The 19,522-nt window shown below is 59.6% G+C and carries 18 protein-coding genes and 1 pseudogene; 9 read left to right on the top strand and 10 right to left on the bottom strand.

Annotated features, from left to right (window positions below; all coding sequences use genetic code 11):
* From AC09SL_RS26170 to AC09SL_RS26155, 4 genes and pseudogenes are all read right to left on the bottom strand, one after another.
* Window positions 1–234, bottom strand: a pseudogene (locus AC09SL_RS26170) (alginate biosynthesis protein AlgK); the annotation flags it as partial.
* 15 nt (window positions 235–249) lie between these two features.
* On the bottom strand, window positions 250–1,419 hold the full coding sequence (locus tag AC09SL_RS26165) for an alginate biosynthesis protein Alg44 (protein ID WP_064106954.1): 1,170 nt from the start codon (window positions 1,417–1,419) through the stop codon (window positions 250–252).
* 35 nt (window positions 1,420–1,454) lie between these two features.
* Window positions 1,455–2,936: a mannuronan synthase gene (alg8, locus tag AC09SL_RS26160; protein WP_419555147.1), complete on the bottom strand. Its 1,482-nt coding sequence runs from the start codon at window positions 2,934–2,936 to the stop codon at window positions 1,455–1,457.
* A gap of 100 nt (window positions 2,937–3,036) precedes the next feature.
* Window positions 3,037–4,353: a nucleotide sugar dehydrogenase gene (locus tag AC09SL_RS26155; RefSeq protein ID WP_003205315.1), complete on the bottom strand. Its 1,317-nt coding sequence runs from the start codon at window positions 4,351–4,353 to the stop codon at window positions 3,037–3,039.
* A 471-nt stretch (window positions 4,354–4,824) separates the two neighbouring features.
* Between AC09SL_RS26155 and AC09SL_RS26150 the strand changes: the two genes are divergently transcribed.
* The gene (locus tag AC09SL_RS26150; protein WP_133247175.1) at window positions 4,825–5,079 is read left to right on the top strand and encodes a hypothetical protein; all 255 of its coding nucleotides are present in this window, start codon (window positions 4,825–4,827) and stop codon (window positions 5,077–5,079) included.
* 84 nt (window positions 5,080–5,163) lie between these two features.
* On the opposite strand, the gene yaaA is transcribed toward AC09SL_RS26150, so the two are convergent.
* Window positions 5,164–5,943, bottom strand: a complete 780-nt coding sequence (gene yaaA, locus AC09SL_RS26145; protein ID WP_058542771.1) for a peroxide stress protein YaaA — start codon at window positions 5,941–5,943, stop codon at window positions 5,164–5,166.
* A gap of 243 nt (window positions 5,944–6,186) precedes the next feature.
* Between yaaA and AC09SL_RS26140 the strand changes: the two genes are divergently transcribed.
* The 6 genes from AC09SL_RS26140 to AC09SL_RS26115 all read left to right on the top strand — a co-directional run bounded on the left by AC09SL_RS26140 (window position 6,187) and on the right by AC09SL_RS26115 (window position 11,415).
* On the top strand, window positions 6,187–7,311 hold the full coding sequence (locus AC09SL_RS26140; RefSeq protein WP_058542772.1) for a polysaccharide deacetylase family protein: 1,125 nt from the start codon (window positions 6,187–6,189) through the stop codon (window positions 7,309–7,311).
* A gap of 336 nt (window positions 7,312–7,647) precedes the next feature.
* Complete coding sequence (locus AC09SL_RS26135; RefSeq protein WP_058542773.1) at window positions 7,648–9,042, top strand: PhoH family protein; 1,395 nt, start codon at window positions 7,648–7,650, stop codon at window positions 9,040–9,042.
* Between the two features lie 173 nt (window positions 9,043–9,215).
* Window positions 9,216–9,689 (top strand): cyclic pyranopterin monophosphate synthase MoaC, encoded by a 474-nt coding sequence (gene moaC / locus AC09SL_RS26130; protein WP_058542774.1) that lies wholly within the window; start codon window positions 9,216–9,218, stop codon window positions 9,687–9,689.
* Window positions 9,686–9,928 carry a MoaD/ThiS family protein gene (locus AC09SL_RS26125; protein ID WP_058542775.1) on the top strand — a complete coding sequence of 81 codons (243 nt, stop codon included), beginning with the start codon at window positions 9,686–9,688 and terminating at the stop codon, window positions 9,926–9,928. Before moaC ends, AC09SL_RS26125 begins: the two co-directional genes overlap by 4 nt.
* Window positions 9,929–9,931: 3 nt before the next feature.
* A complete protein-coding gene (moaE, locus tag AC09SL_RS26120; protein WP_058542776.1) occupies window positions 9,932–10,384 on the top strand; it encodes a molybdopterin synthase catalytic subunit MoaE in 453 nt (150 codons plus the stop codon).
* 254 nt (window positions 10,385–10,638) lie between these two features.
* Window positions 10,639–11,415, top strand: coding sequence for an ABC transporter substrate-binding protein (locus AC09SL_RS26115; RefSeq protein ID WP_058542777.1), 777 nt, complete (start codon window positions 10,639–10,641; stop codon window positions 11,413–11,415).
* Between the two features lie 127 nt (window positions 11,416–11,542).
* On the opposite strand, the gene AC09SL_RS26110 is transcribed toward AC09SL_RS26115, so the two are convergent.
* The 5 genes from AC09SL_RS26110 to AC09SL_RS26090 form a co-directional block, all read right to left on the bottom strand.
* Complete coding sequence (locus AC09SL_RS26110) at window positions 11,543–12,169, bottom strand: helix-turn-helix transcriptional regulator (RefSeq protein ID WP_058542778.1); 627 nt, start codon at window positions 12,167–12,169, stop codon at window positions 11,543–11,545.
* Window positions 12,170–12,243: 74 nt separating this feature from the next.
* Window positions 12,244–13,386 carry an NAD(P)/FAD-dependent oxidoreductase gene (locus tag AC09SL_RS26105; protein WP_058542779.1) on the bottom strand — a complete coding sequence of 381 codons (1,143 nt, stop codon included), beginning with the start codon at window positions 13,384–13,386 and terminating at the stop codon, window positions 12,244–12,246.
* Window positions 13,387–13,472: 86 nt separating this feature from the next.
* Window positions 13,473–14,423 carry an ornithine cyclodeaminase family protein gene (locus tag AC09SL_RS26100; RefSeq protein WP_058542780.1) on the bottom strand — a complete coding sequence of 317 codons (951 nt, stop codon included), beginning with the start codon at window positions 14,421–14,423 and terminating at the stop codon, window positions 13,473–13,475.
* Between the two features lie 122 nt (window positions 14,424–14,545).
* Entirely contained in the window at window positions 14,546–16,009 is a 1,464-nt protein-coding gene (rhlB, locus tag AC09SL_RS26095) for an ATP-dependent RNA helicase RhlB (RefSeq protein WP_058542781.1), read from the bottom strand.
* Between the two features lie 98 nt (window positions 16,010–16,107).
* The gene (locus AC09SL_RS26090) at window positions 16,108–16,764 is read right to left on the bottom strand and encodes an alpha/beta hydrolase (protein WP_058542782.1); all 657 of its coding nucleotides are present in this window, start codon (window positions 16,762–16,764) and stop codon (window positions 16,108–16,110) included.
* A 473-nt stretch (window positions 16,765–17,237) separates the two neighbouring features.
* On the opposite strand from AC09SL_RS26090, the gene AC09SL_RS26085 reads away from it, so the two are divergent.
* Window positions 17,238–18,269 carry an amino acid ABC transporter substrate-binding protein gene (locus AC09SL_RS26085; RefSeq protein WP_058542783.1) on the top strand — a complete coding sequence of 344 codons (1,032 nt, stop codon included), beginning with the start codon at window positions 17,238–17,240 and terminating at the stop codon, window positions 18,267–18,269.
* 65 nt (window positions 18,270–18,334) lie between these two features.
* Window positions 18,335–19,516 (top strand): amino acid ABC transporter permease, encoded by a 1,182-nt coding sequence (locus AC09SL_RS26080; protein ID WP_058542784.1) that lies wholly within the window; start codon window positions 18,335–18,337, stop codon window positions 19,514–19,516.
* The last annotated feature ends 6 nt before the right edge of the window (window positions 19,517–19,522 follow it).

Raw genomic sequence — 19,522 nt, 5'->3', positions numbered from 1 at the left:
TTGCTGATAGTTCTGCTGCGCCAGCGCCGTGTCGCCGCGCTTGAGGGCTTCGTTGGCCAGGCGTTGATCGGGCAGGCCGGCGCAACCGGCCAGGCTGACGGCCAGTGCCAGGGCACACAGTGTTCCCATGTGGGAACGAGTTTGCGGCATATCATCCTGACCGCGTTGATCCTTTCGCGAGCAAGCTCGCTCCCACAGAGTCTGTGGGGTGTTCAGGATTTTTATAATGGTCACGGGCATATCCTCGACTTAAATACCGACGGCCATGGCTTTGTCGATCAGCCAGTTCAGGTTCGGGCCACGGTCGCTGGTGACTTCTACCGGACGGCCGGCCAGCGAGCTGTCCAGGGGTTCGTCAGGTTGGATCAGCACACGGATATCGGAGGACAGGTCGGCACTTTTCAGGCTGGTGCTGCTGACGATCTTGCCGGTACGGGTGGTGTCTTCGCCGGCGACCTGGAAGTTGACTGGCGTACCTGGGCGCACGTCGCCGAACTGGCGATAGGAGAAGCGCGCTTCGACGTTGGCTTCGGTGCCCCGTGGGACCAGTTGGAAGATCACGTCGCCCTTGCTGGCGTATTGGCCGTCGGCGACCAGTTGCTGGGTCACGATGCAGTCGCACGGCGAGGTCAGGGTGCCGGTCATTTGCTTGCCGAACAGCTCCTCGACCTTGGCCGGCTGCAGCTGATTATCGTCCAGGTGACCTTTGAGCACGTCGAGCATGCTGGTGCTGAAGGTCGCCAGCGGGGCGCCCTTGGCGGCCACGCCGTCGGTCTTGACCAGGCTCTGCACGGTGCCGTCGCGCGGCATGGTGATGGCCATGCCCGGTACATTCACCAGGCCTGCCTGGGCGTGGCTGACGAAGTACATGCCGTACACCGACTTGAAGATGAACCCGAACGCCGCCAGGCCAACGACGAAGACCCCCAGGCTGAAGGTCACGGCGCGCAGGCGGCCGAAGGCACTCATGCCACCGTTTTCATCTTTCTGCTTGCGAGCCTTGGTGAAGTTGTCGCGCTGCAGGGTCGCCAGCACGTCGCCGACACCGACGATGTCGCCGGCCAGGTGCGAGGTGATGATGTGACGCAGTGTCGAGATATCCCGAGGCTCCAGGTTCTGGAACTGGCAGCCGGTGCGACCGGTCTGGCGATCATAGGAGCGGATCTGCAGTTCCACGTCCATGGCCAGGCCAAGGTTGTCGATGACGAACTGCAGGCGGCCCTTGTAGGACTCGCCGACCTTGAGCGGCATCTGGCCGGCGTTGAAGCACAGGCCACCGGCGGACAGGTCCAGGACCTTGACTTCCATCGGCGTACGATCAGGGCCGAAGAAGCGCAGCTTGGCCGGGATTTTCACTCGGGCGTGTTGGCGCTGGGCTTCGGATTCATGCACTACGTTGACATTCACGGCGGTGTTCATAGGGGCGATTTCCTAGTTAATTCATTCAAGTCCGGTCAGACCATCGTCAGCAGCACGGCGACAAAAATGCTGCCGGCGGAGAAGGTCATGGTCCGAGACGACCAAGTGTTGAACCAACGTTGAAAGCTGGCGAGATCACGGGTCAGGTGGGTGGGCTGGCGGGTCCAGGACTGTTGATCGAGGCGGAAGAACACGTAGATCTTCACCAGGGCACCGACGATCTGGTTGTAATAGAGAATCGCCGGGTAGGCAGGGCCGATCCGGTGTCCGGAGCAGGACAACAACAGGGTCAACAGCAACCGCGTGATGCCGATCCACAGCAGGTACACCAGGATGAACGCGGTGCCGTACTTGAAACTGGCGATCAGTGCCACGGTCAGGCCCAGCAGCGAGGTCCACATCGACACGCGCTGGTCGAACAGCACCCCCGAGGTGAACAGGCCCAGACGCTTCAAGCCCAGGCCAAGTGCCCGGGAGTTCTGCCGCAGGTTGTTGCCGTACCAGCGGAACATCAGCTTGCGGCTGGCCTTGATGAAGCTCTTCTCCGGCGGGTGTTCAACGGTGTTGATCGCCGCATCGGGCACGTAGAACGTGTCGTAGCCCAGGCGCATCAGGCTGAACCAGCTCGACTTGTCATCGCCGGTCAGGAACTTGAAGCGACCCAGGCGCCAGTGTTGCAGCGAGTCGCTTTCCACATCCGCAATGAAGTCCGGGTTGGTGACCACGGTGGCGCGGAACACTGACATGCGGCCGGTCATGGTCAGCACGCGCTTGGACAAGGCCATGGAGCACATGTTGATGTGACGCTGGGCGAAACGCAGCTTGTGCCATTCGCTCATGATGTAGCCGCCGCGCACTTCGCAGAACTCGTTGGTGGTCAGGCCGCCGACGTTGCCGAACAGCTGGAACCACGGCACGGTCTTGCGCACGACGCCTTCGGCGAGCACGGTGTCGCCGTCGATCACGGCGACCACGGCGCGGTCGTCCGGCAGGTGGCGGGAGATGGCGCGGAAACCATAGGCCAGGCCGTCACGCTTGCCGGTGCCAGGGATGCGCACGAAGTCCAGCTTGACCCGCGCTGGCGGATTCATGCGGGCCCATAGGCTCTTGACCAGCAGTTCGTCGGACATTTCCACGATGGAGCAAACCACGGTGGTGGGCAGCCCGCATTCGATGGCCTCGCGGATCACCGAGCTGTAGACCTGGGCGGTGGTCAGCGCGTCGATCCGGAAACTGGTGACCATCAGGTACACATGGGACGGATCCGCCGCCTTGCCCAGCTTGCGTACCTTGCGGCGCAGGTGCGGGTAGACGATGTACAGGAAGATCATGCCGCGCACGAAATGCGTTGCTCCCATGGAGTAACGCCAGATGCCCACGGCGCCGATCAGGAAGATGAAATCCTTGGATTCGGAGTCGAACGTGGACGTGGGCAGCGCCATGGCGATGCCCATCAATAAACTCAAGTAAAACAGCCAACCGGCGGCCTGAAGCAGGCCGTGCTTTAGCCTGTGCATAATCTGCATCCGTCTCTATCTCGGGCGGGCCTTGTGGGCGGCCCGATGGGTTAAGGCAGGCGAAAGGCCGGCCGGGGCATGCCCCGGCCGGCAAACAGACTTACCAGCAGATGCCTTCGGTCCGGCCACTCGGGTTGGTGGCCTTGGACATGAAGCCGACCAGGTCGATGACCTGCTTGCCTTCCGGTACGTTTTCGGTCAACGCGCGGAACTTCTCGTCGCGGTTGCCCAGGATGATGATGTCGGAGCTGTCGATCACCGAGTCGAAATCGGAGTTGAGCAAGGACGAGACGTGAGGAATCTTCGACTCGATGTAATCCTTGTTCGCACCGTGGACGCGGGCGTATTCGACGTTGCTGTCGTAGATCTTCAGGTCGAAACCCTTGCCGATCAGCATTTCCGCCAGCTCTACCAGCGGGCTTTCACGCAGGTCGTCGGTGCCGGCCTTGAAGCTCAGGCCCAGCAGGGCGACTTTGCGCTTGTCGTGGCTGGAAACGATGTCGAAAGCGTTCTGCACTTGGGATTCGTTGCTGCGCATCAGCGAGTTGAGCAGCGGCGCTTCCACGTCCAGGGAACCGGCGCGATAGGTCAGGGCACGAACGTCCTTGGGCAGGCAGGAACCACCGAAGGCAAAGCCTGGGCGCATGTAGTACTGGGACAGGTTCAGTGTCTTGTCCTGGCAGACCACGTCCATCACTTCACGGCCATCGACGCCGACGGCCTTGGCGATGTTGCCGATCTCGTTGGCGAAGGTCACCTTGGTGGCGTGCCACACGTTGCAGGTGTACTTGATCATCTCGGCGACCGCGATGTCCTTGCGGATGATCGGCGCATCGAGCTCTTCGTACAGCGATTGCAGAACGTCACCAGAGGCTTTGTCGAACTCACCGATAACGGTCATCGGCGGTTGGTCGTAGTCTTTGATGGCGGTGCTTTCGCGCAGGAACTCAGGGTTGACCGCGACACCGAAATCGACGCCGGCTTTCTTGCCGGAGCAGTCTTCCAGGATCGGGATGACAACGTTTGCCACAGTGCCTGGCAATACGGTGCTACGAACCACGATGGTGTGGCGGGTAGTCTTGTCACGCAGGACAAAACCGATTTCGCGGCACACGGCTTCGATGTAGTTCAGTTCCAGGTCGCCGTTCTTTTTGCTCGGTGTACCGACACAAATCATCGACAGGTCAGTATCGCGAATCGCTTCGGCGAAGTTGGTCGTACCGCGCAGTCGGCCTGTTTGAATGCCTTGCGCCAATAGCTCGCCAAGACCAGGTTCAACGATTGGCGATTTGCCCGCGTTGATCATGTCGATTTTGTCTTTGGCGACATCTACGCCAACTACATCATGGCCCCGTGCAGACAGGCAACCGGCACATACTGCACCGACGTAACCCAAACCAAATATGCTAATGCGCATCGCATTTCCCTCTGTTTTTCACGCCATTAAATGGCCGGAGTTAATAGTGTTCAGCGGTCATAGTGCACTCGGAAGTGTGGAATGCAGGCGCCACAATGCCGTGTGCAGGCATACTAAGTTCCGAGTGTCTAAATAAATGCACTCAAGTTGTGCGCAATGTGGCCTAGTTGTTATGACCTGCCCTGTTATGCAGCCAGTCCTCGTTATCGGGAACGCTCGTGCAAAGGTCCTTCACTTTTGATCCCTGGCAAAAAGCCCACAAAATCAAAAGGTTGTGTGCTCGGGTGAGCACGTTATAGGGGCGCAGCCTTGGCCTTGTAGGGGATAGTAATGGTGCGTTATCTCCCATCCTTTAAGGGTGGATCCGATTAGAAGACCGTTTCGCTAAGTTGTCGTGACAACTTGGTTAATCCGTTCGACGTCCTGTGTAAGTTATCTCGTACACACTCGCCGAGAATCGTTACGGATGGTATGAGCCGTGCGATTTCACATAGTTCCGATCCGCTCATCGCGATTTTCGAAATTTTTCGAAATATTATCCAAGATGGCACTGGCCTCAATATGATGGCACTTGCCGTTTCGCCCTTTATTAATGGGGAGTTAGGTGGCTTAGATGGTTTTGTGCCACTACCGATGAAAAAAATCGGTGCCACTACGCAAAAAACTGACGAGTGTCGAGTGAAAGAAAAGTTAGCGCAGGGGTGGGTTGATTTATTGGCGCCATGAAACTGGCGAAGTGGGCGATGAACTAAGATGACAAATAGGGAGATGATCGAAGCCCCCGATCAGGGGGCGGTATAAGGTCATGCCTTATTCGGGGGCGTGATCGCGCAGGAAAACCAATTTGTCTCGGCTCGATTGTTGAGCGTTGAAGCGGTAGCCCTGTACATCGAACTGGCTGAGTGCCGCAGGGTCGTTGATCCGTTCCTGAATCACGAAACGACTCATCAGGCCCCGGGCTTTCTTGGCGTAGAAGCTGATGATTTTGTACTGGCCATTTTTCAGGTCCCTGAATTCGGTATCGATGACGCGCGCTTTCAGGGCGCTACGCTTGACCGCCGAGAAGTATTCATTGGACGCCAGGTTCAGCAGTACATCGTCGCCCTGGTCGGCCAAGGCTTCGTTCAGCCATTGGCTGATGCGCGTGCCCCAGAAAGCGTAAAGGTCCTTGCCCCGGGCATTGGCCAGCTTCGTGCCCATTTCCAGGCGATAGGGTTGCATCAGGTCCAGTGGACGCAGCAGGCCATAGAGGCCAGAGAGCATGCGCAAATGTTGCTGGGCGTAGTCGAAGTCGGCGTCACCAAAGCTTTGCGCATCGAGGCCTGTGTACACATCACCCTTGAAGGCCAGCAGTGCCTGCTTGGCATTGGCCGGGGTGAACGCCGGTGTCCAGCTACCGAATCGCGCGGCATTGAGGCCGCCGATCTTGTCGGAGACGTGCATCAGCTCGCTGATCTGGGTCGGGGAGAGTTCACGCAACTGCTCGATCAGTTCCTGGGAGTGATCCAGGTACTGCGGCTGGGTGAAACGCTCGGTGGCCGGCGGTGTTTCGTAATCGAGGGTCTTGGCGGGGGAAATCACCATCAGCATGAAATCGTCTCCTTGAGGGTGCGGCGATTCTAGGGGGTTGTCCGGGTGGACTCCAGCTATTGGGTTGATAGGTGATGGATGGGAGAGTATCAACGGGCGTTTGTGGTGAGGGAGTTGTGGCAGCAAAGTCTGTGGGAGCAAGCTTTGCTCCCACAGGTCTGCTCCCCAAGTTCCCTGATCACAAGGGTATTGGGCCAGGATCGGCTATGATGCCGCGCGGGTTTCGTTATGGAGACATCCCTTTTGCGTATCGTTCTTCTGTTATCGGCCTGGCTGTTGAGCCTGGGTGCCATTGCCGCGCCCAACGACGTCGCGACCCTGGACCGCAGCACCTGGCCGGAACAACTCACCAGCCCGACGCTGTTCGACGTGGCCTCGCGGGCCGAGATCCTGATGTTCGCCCGGGTCCTGCTGGACGTCGATGCCATGGACGAAATTGCGCTCAAGCAGTACCTGGGGCTGCGCACTGTCAATATGGTTGCGATCGACGCGCTTCGCGCCCGGCTGTGGCAGCGGTTGCTGACCAACTACAACTTTGCCCAGCGCAGCTGCGATCAGGACGCTTCCTTCTGTTACCTGGTCGACGACATGGCGACCCTGCGCGAAGAGGCGCGCAGGTTCCATCTGGATGACAACTCCTACTACATCAAGTGGGCCGCGCCGAGCCAGATATTTCACACCCAATACCGCGATGAACTGCTGCGTAAAGCTGCGCTTTTTCCGCAAACCAGCAGCGAAATCGAACGTTTCGGCGATTACGAGCGCAACGGCGAAGACATGAACGATCGCCTGTTCCTGCTGACCTTCGACAGCGCCGCCAACGTTGTGCCGGACAACACCCCGTGGCTGGCCGAATACCTGCGCAAGGCGAACATCAATGGCACCTTTTTCGTACTGGGCAAGGACATCCAGGCACGGCTGCAAGAGGGTTCGGTCAACAGTCTCCAGGCGTTGTATTCGAGACAATGCGTGGGCGTGCAGGGCTGGGAGTTTCGCTCCCACAGCCATTGGCAGGACTGGCAAGACTCGATCCGACGCAGTGTCGAGTTGGTCAAGGGCAAGTTGCCCGAGAATTACGTACCGCTGTTCCGCCCACCCCAAGGTCAACGTCGTGGCGATGCCGAAGGGTTTTTCCGGCAGCAGGGCTTGCAAGTGGCGCTGTGGGACATCGACCCCCAGGACAGCAACAATCGGCTCAAGCCTGAGCAAAGCGCCCAGCGTGTGCTGACCCTGATGCTGTTGTGGCGCCACGGGGTGATCAATTTCAATGCCAAGCACGATGGGGTGAAAACGGCAATGCCCTGGCTCATGGCGCAGACGGCGCAAAGCGGGATCGGTTGGGCGGACTGCCAGGAAGCGTTTCGCTGAAACCTGAAAAGGCCCGGAAACATTGGGGAAAGAGGAAAAGTTGGCATAGATTCATGACAACCGGACTTCCGACTTTAACGGCGCAATGGCGGTACGCCAAGGGTTATTCGTCACTCTGAAAAATAAACTTCAAAAAAGCGTCAAAGTGCTTTTTCCTGTCATGGTTTTTGGAGTATCAAGAAGTCAGACCGCCGAAACCTGCAACACAGGTGGCGTCTTCCAAGACCCAGATTGTGTGCAGTTCACCTGAATCCTCGCGGGTGAATTCGGTGGCTACCTCGAGGCGCAGCACTGTCACGGTATTGCGTCGAATGGCCCCCACATAGGTGACCGAGTATGGATGACCACGGACGTAGCCTTTCCTCCAACCAGCCAATCCTCTATGTACTCGATACCAACGTATTGATCCACGATCCAAATGCCCTGCTGAACTTCGAAGAACACCACGTTGCCATCCCGATGACCGTGCTTGAGGAGCTGGACAAACTCAAGGGCGGACACCACAGCGTTGCGGCCGAATGCCGGCAGGCGATCCGCCTGATCGACAAGACCCTGGGCGATGCCTCTCCGGAGGACGTTGAGCTTGGCGTGCCGATCCAGCGCGGCAAAAGTGGTCCCAAGGGCCTGCTTTCGATCCTGATGAGCAAGCGCACCGAACCCAACCTGGTGCTGCCTGAACACCTGAACGACAACATCATCATCAACCAGTTGATCGACCTGCACGCGCGCACCAAGGACCAGGCCGTGGTGCTGGTGACCAAAGACATCAACATGCGTCTCAAGGCCCGCGCCTGCGGGATCGCGGCGGAGGACTACAGCACCGACCAGTTGGTCGACGACGTCTCGCTGTTGCCCAACGGCTATCACACCATGACCGGCTCCTTCTGGGACCGTGTGAGCAAGGTCGAGACCCGCCAGGACCACGGCCGCACCTGGCACCAGGTGCAGTTGATCGACAACCTGCCGGCGGTGCACATCAACGAGTTCATCATCGACGAACAAGGCTTCGTCGGCTGGATCAAGGAAATCCAGGTCGACAAGCTGTTGATCCTTGACCTGCACCAGGAACCTTTGCTGCATCAGGAAGCCTGGGGCCTCAAGCCCCGTGACATCTACCAGAGCCTGGCCCTGTTCGCCTTGCTCGACCCGGATATCCACCTGGTCAACCTGTCCGGCGCCGCCGGTTCCGGCAAGACCATCCTGGCCCTGGCCGCTGCCATCGAGCAGACCATGGTCAGCAAACGCTACCGGCGCATCATCGCCACCCGCAGCGTGCAGGGCCTGGACCAGGAAATCGGTTTCCTGCCTGGCACCGAGGCGGAGAAAATGGAGCCGTGGCTGGGGGCGATCACCGACAACCTCGAAGCCTTGCACATGGATGACGAAAGCACCCATGGCAGCGTCGACTACATCCTCAGCAAAGTGCCGTTGCAGTTCAAATCCCTCAACTACATTCGGGGGCGCAGCTTCCAGCAGAGCCTGATCCTGATCGACGAATGCCAGAACCTGACCCCGCACCAGATGAAAACCATCATCACCCGTGCCGGTGCCGGTTCCAAAGTGGTGTGCCTGGGTAACCTGGCGCAGATCGACACCCCTTACCTGTCCGCGACCAGCTCCGGGCTGACCTACCTGACCGAACGCTTCAAGGACTTCCCCAATGGGGTCCACATCACCCTGCAGGGCGTACCTCGCTCGATCCTGGCCGAATACGCCGAATCTCACCTGTAACCCCAACCGGACCGGGCGACCCTATGGTCGCCCGGTTTTTTCTGCGTGACGCTTAACCCCTGTGGGATTTGCAGTGTCTGCGCAATTGCAGGTCATCACAGGGTGCGACAATCAACCCTGCCGGAATTTGACCCACAGGTTTACAATCGACGCTCCCGATCAGGAGTAACCCTGTGCTGACTCATCTCGATTCCCAAGGTCGCGCCAACATGGTCGACGTGACCGACAAGGCCGTGACGTTCCGTGAAGCCACGGCCGAGGCCTTTGTGCGCATGTTGCCCGACACACTGCAGATGATCGTCAGCGGCGGTCACCCCAAGGGCGATGTGTTCGCCGTTGCACGCATTGCCGGCATCCAGGCTGCCAAGAAAACCAGTGACCTGATTCCGCTCTGCCACCCGCTGTTGCTCACCGGCGTCAAGGTCGAACTCAATGCCGAAGGCGAGGACCGGGTGCGCATCGTCGCCCGCTGCAAACTGTCGGGGCAGACTGGCGTGGAAATGGAGGCCCTCACCGCCGCCAGCGTCGCCGCGCTGACCATCTACGACATGTGCAAGGCCGTCGACCGTGGCATGACCATCGAAGGCGTGCGGGTGTTGGAAAAACTCGGCGGCAAGAGCGGCCACTTCCAGGCGGATGCGTCATGAACATCACCGTGAAGTTCTTTGCCCGTTACCGTGAAGCGCTGGGTGTGGACTCGGTCAACGTGGAAGGCGATTTCGCCACGGTCGACGATGTGCGCGTGCTGCTTGCCCAAGGTGGCAGTGCCGAGGTGCTGAAGGAACAGAACCTGATGTGCGCGCGCAACGAAGACCTGTGCCAGCTCGACGAACCGCTGGCGGACGGCGACGAAGTGGCGTTTTTCCCCACTGTGACCGGAGGTTGAACCATGGCGATACGTGTGCAGGTCGAACCGTTCGACGCAGGGGGCGAAGTCAACGCGATGCACGCGGCCAATGTCGGCGTCGGAGCGGTGGTGAGTTTTGTCGGCTACGTGCGTGACTTCAATGACGGCCTCGATGTGTCCGGGATGTTCCTGGAGCATTACCCGGGCATGACCGAAAAAGCCTTGGGCAAGATCGCCACCGAGGCCGAGCAGCGCTGGCCGTTGCTCAAGCTGGAGGTGCTGCACCGTATCGGTGCCCTGGAGCCGGGCGAGCCGATTGTCTTCGTCGCGGCCGCCAGTGCCCATCGTCAGGCGGCATTCGACGCCTGCGCCTTTGTCATGGACTACCTCAAGACTCGAGCGCCGTTCTGGAAAAAGGAAAACACCGCCGACGGCCCGCGCTGGGTCGAAGGGCGGGACAGTGATCATGCTGCGGCGGATCGCTGGAAGCAGTAAGCAACCTGTTGTTTTTTCGCAAGCTATAAGTCCGTCATCGCGAGCAAGCTCGCTCCCACAAGGGACCTTTGTACAACGAAGTTCCACTGTGGGAGCGAGTTTGCTCGCGATGAGGCCGTCAACCTCCCATCACTTTCCCCTGCCTGCCAATTGACGATGTGTACATTAAAGTCCAGTATGGATTTATAAGTACATATAAAGTCATCGCCCCACCTTTCTCTGCCAAACCAACAACAACCCGCGAGAGATCGATCATGAAGAAACTTCCCCTCATCACCGGCCTGGCCTTGAGCCTGTTGGCTTCCAGCAGTCTGTTCGCTGCCGAAAAAACCTTGCGCATCGGCATCGAGGCGGCGTACCCGCCATTTGCTTCCAAGACCTCGGAAGGCAAGATCGAGGGGTTCGACTATGACATTGGCAATGCCCTGTGCGCGCAGATGCAAGTCAAGTGCGAGTGGATTGAAGGTGAGTTCGACGGGCTGATTCCGTCGCTCAAGGTGAAGAAGATCGACCTGGCGCTGTCGTCCATGACCATCACTCAAGAGCGCAAGAAATCGGTGGACTTCACCCACAAGTACTACTTCACCTCATCGCGCCTGGTCATGAAGGAAGGGGCGGTGGTCGATGACCAGTACGCCAGCCTCAAGGGTAAGACCGTCGGTGTGCAGCGGGCCACCACCACTGACCGCTACGCCACTGAAGTCCTCGAGCCCAAGGGTGTGATCGTCAAGCGCTACAGCAACAACGAAGAAATCTACATGGACTTGGCGTCCGGTCGCCTGGACGCGATTTTCGCCGACACCATCCCGCTGGAAGACTTCCTGTCGATGCCACGTGGCAAGGGCTATGCGTTTGTCGGCCCCGAACTCAAGGACCCGAAATACGTCGGCGAAGGCGCCGGTATCGCGGTTCGCAAGGGCAATACCCAACTGGTGGCGGACTTGAACAAGGCCATCGATGGGATTCGGGCCAATGGGGAGTATCAGAAGATCCAGGCCAAGTATTTCAAGTCGGATATCTACGGCGACTGATTGACCGCCATCGCGAGCAAGCTCGCTCCCACAGGGAATTTGCGTCGTACACAATATTTGTGTGCAATGAGATCAAATGTGGGAGCGAGCTTGCTCGCGATGAGGCTAGGCCTGGCAATACAAAAACTCAGCCTTTCAATTCCTTCAAATGTTTGTACACCGTCGCCCGCCCCATATTCAGTACGTTCGCCACATAGTTGGACGCGCTCTTGCCCTTGAACGCGCCTTCGGCATGCAGCGCCAGCACCAGCTCGCGTTTGTGGTCGCGGGTCAGCAGGTTCAGGCTCAATTGACGCTCGCGCATCCAGGCGTGCAGGAAGGTGTTGATCCGCTCCTGCCAGTCATCGCGAAACAGTGAGTCCGGCTGAGGGATCAACTTGCTCGGCGACAGGAACAGATCCAGCGCGGCCTTGGCATTCTCGAACAGCGAAATATTCAGGTTGATGCACAGCACCGCCAGCGGATGACCGTCAGCGTCGCGCAGTACGCTGCTGAGGCTGCGAATCTTCTGCCCATCCCAGTTCAGCTTTTCGTACGGCCCGATGTTACGGTCGCTGACGTCTTCGCTGAGCATGTCTTCCAGGGACGAGTCATCGCCAATTTCACGCTTGGACAGGTTGTTGGCGATGTAATCGACTTTCTGCGAGCGCAGGTCGTGCAGCACCACTTCGGCGTGGGGGTAGAACAGCGTGGCGATGGCGTCGGCGATGGTGCGGAAGTTTTCCAGCGCCGGATCGGGTGGCGAGGCAGTCATGACAGGGCTCCAGGCAGCGTCAGCGCCCCGTGAAACAGGGGCGCGGGGGAGTGTGCCGCAATCGCGGCGATGCGTCACCTCAAGGTGGCTCGGCTCAGGCGCTCGGGTGACAGCATGGCGCTGTTCAGGCCGAAACGGGACAGGGCCTCGGGCAGCGGCTGGCCACGCACCAGCGCCGCGCTGGCCTGGCCCATGGCCGGTGAGGTCTGGATGCCGTAGCCACCCTGGGCCGCGACCCAGTACAGCCCGGGCACCTGTGGATCGAAACCGGACAGCAGGTCACCGTCAGGCACGAAACTGCGCAAGCCGGCCCAGGTACGGGTCGGGCGGCGGATGGTCAGGGTGGTGGCTTCTTCGATCTGGTAGATGCCCATGGCAATGTCCAGTTCTTCCGGCTGCACGTCATGGGGTTCCACCGGATCGGCGTTGGCTGGCGAGCCGAGGAACATGCCGGCGTCGGGCTTCATGTAGAAGGATTCGTCCAGGCTCACCAGCATTGGCCAGTCATGGATATCCACGCCCTCGGGCCCGGCAAAGATGAATGCTGCACGCCGCTTGGGCTGCAACCCCAGCTTGCGGGCTCCGGCCATTTCGGCAATGTGATCGGCCCAGGCGCCGGCAGCATTGATCAGCACCGGCGCGGTGAACGTCTGGTTGGCGGTTTTCACCTGCCACAGCCCCTGGTCAGCGCGGCTCAACTGCTGCACTTCGCTGTCGGTGTGCACTTCACCGCCATTGCGACGAATACCGCGCAGGTAGCCTTGGTGCAGTGCATCGGTGTCGATGTCGCAGGCCGTGGGATCGTAGATCGCACCGTGGACTTTTTCCCGTCGCAGGATCGGCAGCCGCACACAGGCTTCCTCGGCGCTGAGCAGTTGCATCTGCGGCACCGTGGCCTTGGCGCTGAGGTACTGGTTGTTCAGCTCGGCCGGGTCGCCGGTGAAATCCACGGTCATTTCGCCCCGTGGGGTCAGCAAGGGATGTTCACAGAAACCGGCTGGCGGGGCGTCGAAAAAATCGCGACTGGCCTGGGTCAATGCCCGCACCTGAGGGGTGCCGTAGGCGGCGGTGTACAGCGCCGCCGAACGTCCGGTGGAGTGGTAGGCCGGATGTGATTCGCGTTCGAGCACAATCACCCGGCCGTGGGGGGCGAGCCAGTAACCGGTGGATGCACCGGCGATGCCGCCGCCGATGATGATGAAATCTGCTTGTGTCATGAAGCTCTCCTGTGGAGCACGGTGCCGGGAGTCCGAGGAATTTGTGGGGGCGGCGGTGCGGCGATCCCACAGGGAATCGAGTCGTGTCAGTGGTGGTGCAACCGGTAAAGCGCATTCGCCAGCGCAACATCTTCCAGCCCCAGGCCGATGGACCGGAAGAACACGTGGCGTTGGTAGTCGGGACGCTCCACGTGTTCGCTGAGCAATTCAGGCAAATCGCCGACGATACTCGACGCCGCCCAGCCGTATTGTTCGCCGGCGATCAGCATTTCACCGGCCGAGCCTGGGGTGGTCTGACGATAGTCGCAGAACACGTCCATGTCGTTGAGACTTTGAGGGGGGACTTCATGGGCGCGTGGGGCGTTGGTGCTGATGGAGGTGATCAGCGCCGGTTTGCCCAGCATTTTCGGGTCGAGCACCGCTTTGGCGGACGAGGTGCAGAGCATCACCACATCGGCGTCGTGCAGCGCCGCTTCAAGGGTGTTGGCGATGTGCAGGCGAGGGTCCAGGTCGGTGATCGAAGCCAGCATGTGTGCCGTTTTGCCTTTCAGGCTGGGCGAATAGAGGCTGATTGCTTGCCAGTCCCGCAGGTCCTTGACGTATTGCACATGTGCCCGCGCCACTGCGCCGCTGCCGATGACCGCCAGGCGCCGGGCATTGTGCGGGGCAAGGGCATCGATGGCGACGGCGGTGGTGGCGGCGGTGCGGGCGGTCGTCAGTTCGGCGGAATCGCACAGCAGCAGTGGCTGGCCGGTCTGCATCGACATCAACAAGGTCCAGGCGGTTACCAGTGGGCCTTGCTCGCGCACGATGTAGGGCGAGGTCTTGACCCCGTAGACCTGGTCTTCAGCCAGCACACCCAGGTAATTGATGAAGTCCCCGGCGCCTTGGGGAAACACCACCAATTGCTGGGGCGGCTGCACCGCTTGTCCAGCGGCCAGGTCGCGAAACAGTTTGCGCAGGATTTGCGGCACGTCGATTTGACCGAGCAGTTCCCGGGCCTGGGCTTGGGTCATCAAATAGGGCGTGCTGGACATGGGGGACTCCGGGAAGCTTGAGTAAACTAATTTGTCCATTATGGACTTTTAGTTTAACTGAGCAATATCCCGAGGCAAAAAAAAGCGCAGCCTGTCTTGGCTGCGCTTTTTTGGGGAGACGGTTAAGGGCGCTTGCGCTCGACCGGCCGCAGCAGGTGGGTCGGGGGCATTTCGCAACTGATCTTGCGGCCCAGCAACGTTTCGATCGACGGCAACTGGTAGGAGTCATCTTCGCCAGCGAAGCTGATCGAAACCCCGGCGGCCCCGGCACGACCGGTACGACCGATGCGGTGCACGTAGTCGTCCGGCACTTCCGGCAGGGTGAAGTTGATCACGTGGCTGATGCCGTCGATGTGGATACCACGACCGGCCACGTCGGTGGCCACCAGCACACGGATCTTGCCCTCGCGGAAACCTTCGAGGGTCTTGATGCGCTTGTGCTGGGGAACGTCGCCCGAGAGCTGGGCCGCGTTGACGCCATCGCGCACCAGGCGTTCTTCGATACGCCGCACTTCGTCCTTGCGGTTGGCGAACACCATCACGCGTTCCCAACCGTTGTCGTTGACCAGGTTGTAGAGCAGCTTGTACTTGTCGGCCCCGGCGACTGCATAGATGTGTTGCTCGACGTTTTCGCTGGCGACGTTCTCGGCTTCGATCTCGACGATGGCGGGGTCGGTGGTCCACTGCTTGGCCAGGTTCATCACGTCTTCGGTGAAGGTGGCGGAGAACAGCAGGGTCTGGCGTTCGCTTTTCGGTGGAGTCTGGCGAATGATCTGGCGCACTTGCGGGATGAAGCCCATGTCGAGCATGCGGTCGGCTTCGTCCAGTACCATCACTTCGACCATGTCCAGGTGCACGTCGCCGCGCTGGTTGAAGTCCAGCAGGCGGCCCGGCGTGGCGACCAGGATGTCGCAGTGACGGGCCTCGAGGTGCTTGAGCTGTTTGTCGAAATCCATGCCGCCCACGAACGTCATGACGTTCAGGCCGGTGTACTTGGTCAGGTCGGCGGCGTCCTTGGCGATCTGCACCACCAGCTCGCGGGTCGGCGCGATGATCAGCGCCCGCGGTTCGCCCATGTAGCGTTCCTTGGGGGGCGGGGTCTGGAGCAACTGGGTGATGATGGAAATCAGGAACGCGGCGGTCTTGCCGGTGCCGGTCTGGGCGCGACCGATGGCGTCTTTGCCGGCGAGGGTGTAACCGAGCACTTGCGCCTGGATTGGCGTGCAATACGGGAAACCCAGGTCCTGGATGGCATGCATCAGTTCCGGGGCGAGCTTGAAATCGTGGAAGCGGGTCTTGCCTTCCTGGGGTTCTACGGCGAAGTCCTCGAGCTTCCAGGCGACGACCGGCGGTTTCGGTGCGCGTTCGCGGCGTGGCCTGGGGGCTTCGTTACGTGGCTTTTCCGCTGCCGGGGCGGTGACAGGTTGGGAGGCGGGCTCTTTTATTGCCTGTGCAACGGGGGCAGTCCGGCGCGGTTGTTGCGCATCGGTGCGGCTTGGGCCGTGGACGGGGGCGCTTGCGCCAGGCGCGAGTTGCTCGGCCTCGCTTTTACCGAACATCTTCTTGAGTGCTTTGAGCACGGTCATCTCATCGATTGGTTAAGGAATGTACGCCGGCCAGTGTAATGCAAGAAACGGGCGCGGCGTAGTGTGATCGTCAAAGGACCGGCGTGGCTATCTGCCTCTTAGCGCAACCGCTCGGCCAGCCAGGTGCCGATGTCGCGAATCTCCTCGGGTAACACTTCGTGGCCCATTGGGTATTCTCGCCATGTCACGGTGACACCATGCTGCTTTAAATACTCTTTCGCGGTCCGCCCCATGGGGTTGAGTACCACTTCGTCGTATTGCCCGTGCAGCGCCAGGACCGGAATGCGTTGCTGGCTGGCCGATAATTGCAGCTCATCGCTGAAAGTCGGTGCATAAGTAGACAGCGCCACCACGCCACCCAGCGGGCCCTGCCATTTCACGAATGCCGTGTGATAGACCACCGCGCCGCCTTGGGAGAAACCCGCCAGGAAAATCCGCGAGGCGTCTATTCCGCTGGCTCGCTGGGTGTCGATCAAGTCGATGACCCGTTGTGCCGACGCTTCGAGCTGCTGTTCGTCAATGGCCCGCGCGGGGCTCAAGGCGCGGATGTCGTACCAACTGGGCATGGCATAGCCGCCGTTGATCGTTACTGGTTGGGTCGGTGCCTGGGGTAGAAGGAAACGCGTGGTGAGTAAACTTTGCTGCAACATTTCGGCAACCGGCAGGAAATCAAAACGATCGGCGCCCAGGCCGTGGAGCCAGATAACGCACGCGTCGGCAGTGCTGCTGGGCTCAAGAATCAGGGGGTCGGTCATGGTTGTGCTCCAAATCTGTGCGGGCGCGCCCAATCAGTGCGTGATTTCAGTGCGTGCCCGGTGTCTCAGTTAATTAGATGTCGCAAAGTTGAAAGTTTTTGTCTTGACGTGTTTTACAACGGCTAAGCGCAGCGGTCTGGTACGGGCTTTGCTACGGGTGTACCTGAGTGATGATTCTTACGCTGTGCGGTAACACTATCAGTTCACCGCTACGCATGGGATATCAGAAATCCGGTGATGAATGTTCGCCAACAGCCGCTACGGGCTTCGCGAACGTGAAGGGCTACAGCCCGTTCGGCCGATTGGTGAGAGATGGGCATGACCACTGTTTACGGACATCCTCATTATTAGACTCATAGCGAAGGTCCAGACGTCGGTTGACCCTAAAAAAAGCCAACAAGGGTCGGCAATGCCCCAAAAGGGTGCGACAGGGCTCGAGCTCCGACACAACAAGAGCAAAACTGGAGGTTTGAATGAAGTTACTGAAATCCACCCTGGCCGTCGTGACTGCAGCAGCAGTACTTGGTGTCAGCGGGTTCGCTCAAGCGGGTGCAACTCTGGATGCCGTGCAGAAGAAAGGTTTTGTGCAATGTGGTGTGAGTGATGGCCTGCCGGGTTTCTCGGTGCCTGATTCGACCGGCAAGATCCTGGGTATCGACGCCGACTTCTGTCGTGCCGTGGCCGCTGCTGTATTCGGCGACGCGAACAAAGTGAAATTCAGCCAACTGAACGCCAAGGAGCGTTTCACCGCACTGCAGTCTGGTGAAATCGATATCCTGTCGCGCAACACCACCATGACCAGCTCCCGTGACGCGGGCATGGGCCTGAAATTCCCAGGCTTCATCACCTATTACGATGGCATCGGCTTCCTGGTTAACAAAAAGCTGGGCGTCAAGAGTGCCAAGGAACTGGACGGTGCAACCATCTGCATCCAGGCCGGTACCACCACCGAGCTGAACGTTTCCGACTACTTCCGCGGCAACGGCTTGAAATACACCCCGATCACCTTCGACACCTCCGATGAAAGCGCCAAGTCGCTGGAATCCGGCCGTTGCGACGTGCTGACCTCCGACAAGTCCCAACTGTTCGCCCAGCGCAGCAAGCTGGCTTCGCCGAAAGACTATGTGGTTCTGCCGGAAACCATTTCCAAGGAACCGCTGGGCCCGGTCGTGCGTAATGGCGATGACGAGTGGCTGGCCGTTGTGCGTTGGACTGGCTACGCCATGCTCAATGCTGAAGAAGCCGGTATCACTTCGAAAAACGTCGAGGCTGAAGCCAAGTCCACCAAGAACCCCGACGTCGCTCGTATGCTCGGTGCCGACGGTGAGTACGGCAAGGACCTGAAACTGCCGAAAGACTGGGTCGTGCAGATCGTCAAGCAAGTCGGCAACTACGGTGAAGTGTTCGAGCGCAACCTCGGCAAAGGCACCCCGCTGGAAATCGATCGCGGCCTGAACGCGCTGTGGACCAACGGCGGCATTCAATACGCACCACCAGTGCGCTGATGGTTCTGTCACCCGGTGGGCCAACCACCGGGTGATGTTCTGTTCCATTCTTTGCGGGGCACTTCATGCAAAATTCAATCGGCGCACCTAAGCAGAGGCTCAGCCTCAGCGATCCACGAGTGCGTGCGTGGGTATTTCAGATCGTCACCATCGTGGCGGTTATCTCGCTGGGTTGGTTTCTGTTCGATAACACGCAGACCAACCTCGAGCACCGGGGCATCACTTCCGGTTTCAGCTTCCTGGAGCGCAGTGCCGGTTTCGGCATCGCTCAAACCCTGATCGACTATACCGAGGCGGACAGTTATGCCCGCGTCTTTGTCATCGGGCTGCTCAATACGCTGCTGGTGACATTCATTGGTGTCATCCTGGCGACGATTCTCGGTTTCATAGTCGGTGTGGCCCGACTGTCGAAAAACTGGATCATCGCCAAAGTAGCGACGGTGTATGTGGAGGTTTTCCGCAACATCCCGCCGCTGCTACAGATCCTGTTCTGGTACTTCGCGGTGTTCCTGACCATGCCGGGGCCGCGGGCCGCCCATAACTTCGGCGACACCTTCTTTGTCAGCAGCCGGGGTTTGAACATGCCGGCCGCGCTGACTGCGGACGGGTTCTGGCCGTTCGTGACCAGCGTCGTGCTGGCCATCGTCGCCATCGTACTGATGACGCGCTGGGCGAATAAGCGTTTCGAAGCAACCGGCGAGCCGTTCCACAAATTCTGGGTTGGCCTGGCGCTGTTCCTGGTCATCCCGGCACTGTGCGCCCTCATCTTCGGCGCGCCTGTACGTTGGGAAATGCCGACGCTGCAAGGCTTCAACTTTGTTGGCGGCTGGGTGCTGATTCCGGAATTGCTGGCCTTGACCCTGGCGCTGACGGTGTACACCGCGGCGTTCATCGCCGAAATCGTGCGTTCGGGCATCAAGTCGGTGAGCCATGGCCAGACCGAGGCGGCTCACTCGCTGGGCCTGCGCAACGGGCCGACCCTGCGCAAGGTGATCATCCCGCAAGCCCTGCGTGTGATCATCCCGCCGCTGACCAGCCAATACCTGAACCTGGCGAAGAACTCTTCGCTGGCGGCCGGTATCGGTTACCCGGAAATGGTTTCGTTGTTTGCCGGCACGGTGCTGAACCAGACCGGGCAGGCCATTGAGGTCATTGCCATCACCATGAGCGTGTACCTGGCGATCAGTATCAGCATTTCCCTGCTGATGAACTGGTACAACAAGCGCATTGCGCTGATCGAGCGGTGAGGAAAA

This window comes from Pseudomonas sp. PF05 (assembly GCF_056521845.1).
The sequence above is the reverse complement of the archived record's forward strand: the minus strand, read 5'-3'. Positions and strand labels throughout refer to the sequence as shown.

Coding starts and splice junctions, on each gene's coding strand:
- AC09SL_RS26165 (WP_064106954.1), bottom strand. CDS start 1,419: ATGAACACCGCCGTGAATGTCAACGTAGTGCATGAATCCGAAGCCCAG.
- alg8 (WP_419555147.1), bottom strand. CDS start 2,936: ATGCACAGGCTAAAGCACGGCCTGCTTCAGGCCGCCGGTTGGCTGTTT.
- AC09SL_RS26155 (WP_003205315.1), bottom strand. CDS start 4,353: ATGCGCATTAGCATATTTGGTTTGGGTTACGTCGGTGCAGTATGTGCC.
- AC09SL_RS26150 (WP_133247175.1), top strand. CDS start 4,825: ATGAGCCGTGCGATTTCACATAGTTCCGATCCGCTCATCGCGATTTTC.
- yaaA (WP_058542771.1), bottom strand. CDS start 5,943: ATGCTGATGGTGATTTCCCCCGCCAAGACCCTCGATTACGAAACACCG.
- AC09SL_RS26135 (WP_058542773.1), top strand. CDS start 7,648: ATGGATGACCACGGACGTAGCCTTTCCTCCAACCAGCCAATCCTCTAT.
- AC09SL_RS26125 (WP_058542775.1), top strand. CDS start 9,686: ATGAACATCACCGTGAAGTTCTTTGCCCGTTACCGTGAAGCGCTGGGT.
- moaE (WP_058542776.1), top strand. CDS start 9,932: ATGGCGATACGTGTGCAGGTCGAACCGTTCGACGCAGGGGGCGAAGTC.
- AC09SL_RS26115 (WP_058542777.1), top strand. CDS start 10,639: ATGAAGAAACTTCCCCTCATCACCGGCCTGGCCTTGAGCCTGTTGGCT.
- AC09SL_RS26110 (WP_058542778.1), bottom strand. CDS start 12,169: ATGACTGCCTCGCCACCCGATCCGGCGCTGGAAAACTTCCGCACCATC.
- AC09SL_RS26105 (WP_058542779.1), bottom strand. CDS start 13,386: ATGACACAAGCAGATTTCATCATCATCGGCGGCGGCATCGCCGGTGCA.
- AC09SL_RS26100 (WP_058542780.1), bottom strand. CDS start 14,423: ATGTCCAGCACGCCCTATTTGATGACCCAAGCCCAGGCCCGGGAACTG.
- rhlB (WP_058542781.1), bottom strand. CDS start 16,009: ATGACCGTGCTCAAAGCACTCAAGAAGATGTTCGGTAAAAGCGAGGCC.
- AC09SL_RS26090 (WP_058542782.1), bottom strand. CDS start 16,764: ATGACCGACCCCCTGATTCTTGAGCCCAGCAGCACTGCCGACGCGTGC.
- AC09SL_RS26085 (WP_058542783.1), top strand. CDS start 17,238: ATGAAGTTACTGAAATCCACCCTGGCCGTCGTGACTGCAGCAGCAGTA.
- AC09SL_RS26080 (WP_058542784.1), top strand. CDS start 18,335: ATGCAAAATTCAATCGGCGCACCTAAGCAGAGGCTCAGCCTCAGCGAT.